Raw genomic sequence first — 4799 nt, forward strand, 5'->3', positions numbered from 1 at the left:
GCCGAAGGCCGGGTGAGGGGCAACCTTCTTCTCCCCCGCCAGATACTGCCCGGTGAGCGACCGCTCCTCCTTCAGGATCTCCCCCGGCGTCCCGAAGAAGACCACCTCCCCTCCCCGTTCCCCGGGGCCGGGGCCGAGATCGAGCAGCCGGTCGGCGGCGAGCATCACCTGGGGGTCGTGCTCCACCACGAGGAGGGTGTTCCCGGCATCCCGCAGCTGCCGCAGCACGCCGATCACCCGCCCCATGTCCCGGGGGTGGAGGCCGATGGAGGGCTCGTCCAGCACGAAGAGGGTGTTCACGAGGGAGGTCCCCAGGGCCGTGGTCAGGTTGATCCGCTGGACCTCGCCGCCGGAGAGGGTGCGCGACTGGCGGTCCAGGGTGAGGTAGCCGAGCCCCACCGCCCCCAGGTAGCCGAGGCGGGCGCGGATCTCCCGCAACAGCAGCTCCGCCGCCTCGTCCAGGGGGGGCGGGAGCGCCAGGGTGCCGAAGAACGCGGCACAGCGCTCCAAGGGGAGGAGCATCACATCGTGGATCGTGAGCCCCGGGAGGCTCCGGAGCAGGTCATCGGAAAGCTCCACCCCCTCGGGGCGGAACCGCTCCTCCGGCGGAAGGACCCGGTCGGCCTCCGCCTTCGTCCCGAGCCGCCACAGAAGCGCATCGGGGGCCAGGCGCGCCCCCCGGCAGGCGGGGCAGAGGGTGTAGGCCCGGTACTTGGAGAGGAGGACCCGGATATGCATCTTGTAGCTCTTGGTTTCGAGCCAGTCGAAGAAGCGCCGCACCCCGTACCAGAGCCCGTCGTCCCAGGACCCCTCCCCCTCGGTCACCCAGTGGCGCTGCTCCGCCGCCAACTCCCGCCACGGGACGTTGGCGGGGATGCCGCGCTTGGCGGCAAAGGAGATCAAGTCATCCTGGCACTCCCGGTAGCTCTCGGTCTGCCACGGCCTCACCGCCCCCCCGGCCAGACTCTTCGACTCGTCGGGGATCACCAAGCCGTGGTCGATGCCGATCACCCGGCCGAACCCCCGGCAGGTGGCGCAGGCCCCCACCGGCGAGTTGAAGGAGAAGAGGTGGGGCGCCGGGTCGTGGTAGGAGAGGTCGCAGTCGGGGCAGTGGAGGTCCGAGGAGAACCGCCACGGCTCCCCCGGCGTGCCGTCGCCGCCGAGGGGATAGACCAGCACCCGCCCGTGGCCGACACGGAGCGCCGCCTCCACCCCCTCCACGAGGCGGGAACGGTTCTCCGGCGTAAGGCGCGTGCGGTCCTGGATCACCTCCAGGATGCCGTCCTCCTCCCGGTGGATGCGGGTATACCCCTGCCCGGCCAGGAAACCCTTCACCTCGTCGGCGGAGAAGTTGGCCGGCACCGGGACGGGGAAGGTGACGAGAACGGACATCGCTTTGTTCCCCCTCACCCCGGCCCTCTCCCCCGGGGAGAGGGAGCCATCGTTACCCTCGCCCTCCGGGAGAGGGTGGCCGGAGGCCGGGTGAGGGCTCCGCGCCAGCAGCTCATCGACAATGCTCTCCGGCGTGTCGCGCCGCACCGGCCGGCCGCAGCCGCGGCAGAAGAGCCGCGCCCCCCGGGCGAAGAGGAGCTTCAGGTGGTCGTTCAGCTCCGTCATCGTTCCCACGGTGGAGCGGGAGGTGCGGACCGGGTTGGTCTGGTCGATGGCGATGGCCGGCGGGATCCCGTCGATCCGGTCCACCGCCGGGCGGTCCATCCGCTCCAGGAACTGGCGGGCATAGGGAGAGAAGGTCTCCACGTAGCGGCGCTGCCCCTCGGCATAGACCGTGTCAAAGGCCAGGGACGACTTCCCCGAGCCGGAGACGCCGGTGACGACGATCAGCTCACCGAGGGGAAGGTCGAGATCGAGATTCTTGAGGTTGTTCTGGCGGGCGTTTCGAATGGAAATGGTATCGTGGATCATGGGGGAAGTATAGCAGGCATCGGGGTGAAGGGCGACGGCGAAGCACATTCGACCTCTCGGGCTTTCCCCCCCTTCTCAGAAATCGAGGGGGCTTCTGGCCTCCTTCACCGTCCTGACCGGCACGCAGTGGGTATAGATCATGGTAGTCTTCAGGCTGGAGTGGCCCAGTTTGGTCTGGATGGTCCTGATATCATAGTTTGCCTGGAGAAGATGGGTGGCATAGGAATGACGGAAGGTGTGGGCCGTAACCCGCTTCGGAATCTTCGCCTTGCGTACGGCCACGTACAGAGCCTCCTGCAAAAGGGACTCGTGGATATGGTAACGCCTCAACTCCCCCGTCTCAGCCACCCTCGTCAGTGACTGCTGCGGAAAGAACCACTGATGGATCAGCTCCTTCGGGGCATTGGGATACTTCTTCTCCACCGCGTCATCGAGAAACACCCCCGCGTATCCCACCGCAAGATCAGCATCGTGCAACTGTTTCACACGTTCCATCTGTGCCTTCAGTTCAGCAAGAATCGATTCCGGAAGCGGCACGGTGCGATCCTTCTTCCCCTTGCCATGCACCGTCAAAATGCCGGCGTCGAAGTTGAAATCCCGCACCCGCAACTGGAGGCACTCGAAAAGCCTCAAACCGCATCCGAAAAGCAGATTTATGACGAGATTGAACGGATGCCGCAACTGCTGCAGGATGGCATCAATCTCTTCCCGGGAGAGCAGGAACAGGTTGAGGCAGTAGGACTCGGCACCCGAGACCTTGTACTTATGGCAATAATCCAGAAAAAACCGGAGCCACTTCAGGCATTCCGCCAAATTACCGTCCTTAATCCCGCCCTTGGCGAGATGGGATTGATAGCGTGCGATGAGGTGGGCTGGAAGCGTTAACATTGTCAGCCATCCCTTTACGTGAGAATTTTAATTTACAGCCTAGCAAAGAATACGTATATTTTCGAGCAAAATGCCTTGAATCGCCACACTGCAATTGAATTACCGCAACCTTGACCGGATGGAGGTCCAATGCTGAAGGATATGAAAACACAATGCCACCTGAAACCGGGGCAGAAAGGAACCAGACGACTTGTTGAGCAATATGGCGAGGCGCTGCTTTGTGTCCGTTATCGGTATGATGAAAATCGTGGAGTTCGGCTGAAGACCGTAGAGATTGTAGTAGACGAAAAGCCGTGGCAACCGGCGTTCCGCTTCGGTGATGGCGACATTGCTCCGGTGAAGGTAGAGTTCGGAGAAACGGAGTTGCGTGAAAAGTTGCGCAAGGTTCGAGCGAAATGGGACTCTCAGGCAAAACTGTGGCTGGTACCGTATCGATTGATTCGTGGCACGGAACTGGAAGCGAGAATACCAGAGGAATTCATGAATGGAAGCAAGAGACTGTAGGTTACCTATATAGGATGCTGTTGCGGCTTCCTATATAAGAAGCAAGAATCCTATATAGGAAACAAGTTTCTAATATAGGAAAACCTATGATTAACGAGTTATACCCTCAAGAAAAGGAGGCAACATGAACAACACAAGTAAAATGGTATTAACGGTGCTGGCAATCCTCATTACCGGCTGTTCAACATTCCAACCAGACAAACAAACACTGAAAATCAACTGTAATCCGCAAGATGTCATCCTTAAAGTAGACGGTGATCAGTACAATTGCCCCGGCGAAATCAGTGTAAGACGAGACAAGAAAATCCAAATTGAAGCGTATAAAGTCGGATATGACAGGTATACAAAGCTGATCGACTACCACTTGAGCACTGCCGCCAAGTGGGATGCCGTTGGAACGATTGCTTGGTTCTTCCCTGTTTTTGGTTTCCTATCTTCCGGAGCATGGGACTTGGACGAAACGGAAATCAACGTCGTCCTTAACAAGTTGAACTGATTTACCCGCTACAAGGAGACAATTCATGCGAAACACTATCATTAATGCAATCCGACAAAAGAAGAAACTTTCTCTTCGCTATGATGGAGTAATGCGCATTGTCGAACCGCATGCTTACGGAATATCCAAGAAAGGCCATGAACTTCTAAGATGCTATCAAGTAAGAGGCGGCCACACTTCATATACTCCCCATGACTGGGACCTGCTCAAGGTTTCTGAAATAACTGCCTTAACCGATACCGGAGAGCATTTCGCGTGTGCAAGGCCAGATTACAGGCGAGATGATAAAGCCATGCAAACCATCTATGCTCAACTCTAGCCTGATAACCGCAATCGCAAGGCCCCGGTTCCACCGCCGGTGCATTGTATATCGCACAATCTGAGAAGTGAAAATCTCTCATAGTTCCTCCCGATCGACTCCCCGCTTGGAAAAGAGCAGAGAGGTATAACCAGGCCCTTGGACACCGACCGGGGCTGAGAAACGCCCCGATGCGGGTCACCGCCCAAGCCGTTATACGAAATTCGCGTTGATCTTCCCGTCCGTCTTGCCGTCGTCTATCCAGATGAAACGGGCTTTCCGAATGTTCGCCCCTTGTCCCCGTTTCAGTTTGGCAATTTCGGAGACAGCTATCTGCATTTCTGACAAACAGGTGTCGAGACGATCAGCCGGAACGTCGCAGAGGTCGGAAACCTTCTCAACCAAGTACCGCGGCGGGTCTTCTTTCCTCATCCGTTCTTTTACGTATTCCCGTAGCGAGTGCATCAGAGTTCCAAATAGCGGCATTGCAACATCTCCTTTCTAAGTGACTGAAAATTCGTATAACCGATGGTGGACAGGGGCCGATGAACCCGGCCCGTCACCACGTGCCCGTTCTACGACTTGACCCTATCGACATAAAACTCATCATTGCCGCACTTTGATGCCCTGATAGTCCCATTCCTGCCTCCCAGTAATCCAACCAAGCGTAGCAGACGGATTCCGTTCCGC

At 58.4% G+C, this 4799-nt stretch carries 4 protein-coding genes and 2 pseudogenes; 3 read left to right on the top strand and 3 right to left on the bottom strand.

Going from position 1 to position 4799, the window contains the following annotated elements; translation table 11 throughout:
• Positions 1 to 1923: pseudogene (locus tag M6689_RS02595) on the bottom strand (excinuclease ABC subunit A); the annotation flags it as partial.
• A gap of 75 nt (positions 1924 to 1998) precedes the next feature.
• A pseudogene (locus M6689_RS02600) lies at positions 1999 to 2643 on the bottom strand (tyrosine-type recombinase/integrase); the annotation flags it as partial.
• A 297-nt stretch (positions 2644 to 2940) separates the two neighbouring features.
• On the opposite strand from M6689_RS02600, the gene M6689_RS02605 reads away from it, so the two are divergent.
• The 3 genes from M6689_RS02605 (at position 2941) to M6689_RS02615 (ending at position 4130) form a co-directional block, all read left to right on the top strand.
• A complete protein-coding gene (locus M6689_RS02605; RefSeq protein WP_298267473.1) occupies positions 2941 to 3315 on the top strand; it encodes a hypothetical protein in 375 nt (124 codons plus the stop codon).
• Positions 3316 to 3439: 124 nt separating this feature from the next.
• Positions 3440 to 3811: a hypothetical protein gene (locus tag M6689_RS02610; RefSeq protein ID WP_298267475.1), complete on the top strand. Its 372-nt coding sequence runs from the start codon at positions 3440 to 3442 to the stop codon at positions 3809 to 3811.
• A 25-nt stretch (positions 3812 to 3836) separates the two neighbouring features.
• Positions 3837 to 4130 carry a hypothetical protein gene (locus M6689_RS02615; RefSeq protein ID WP_298267477.1) on the top strand — a complete coding sequence of 98 codons (294 nt, stop codon included), beginning with the start codon at positions 3837 to 3839 and terminating at the stop codon, positions 4128 to 4130.
• Between the two features lie 192 nt (positions 4131 to 4322).
• Here the strand turns inward: M6689_RS02615 and M6689_RS02620 are convergent, their stop codons facing one another.
• Positions 4323 to 4595, bottom strand: coding sequence for a hypothetical protein (locus tag M6689_RS02620; protein WP_298267479.1), 273 nt, complete (start codon positions 4593 to 4595; stop codon positions 4323 to 4325).
• Between the last annotated feature and the right edge of the window lie 204 nt (positions 4596 to 4799).

The sequence above is a fragment of the Geobacter sp. genome (assembly GCF_027327745.1).
In the GTDB taxonomy this organism is placed as follows: Bacteria; Desulfobacterota; Desulfuromonadia; order Geobacterales; family Geobacteraceae; genus Geobacter.

Coding starts and splice junctions, on each gene's coding strand:
- M6689_RS02605 (WP_298267473.1), top strand. CDS start 2,941: ATGCTGAAGGATATGAAAACACAATGCCACCTGAAACCGGGGCAGAAA.
- M6689_RS02620 (WP_298267479.1), bottom strand. CDS start 4,595: ATGCCGCTATTTGGAACTCTGATGCACTCGCTACGGGAATACGTAAAA.
- M6689_RS02615 (WP_298267477.1), top strand. CDS start 3,837: ATGCGAAACACTATCATTAATGCAATCCGACAAAAGAAGAAACTTTCT.
- M6689_RS02610 (WP_298267475.1), top strand. CDS start 3,440: ATGAACAACACAAGTAAAATGGTATTAACGGTGCTGGCAATCCTCATT.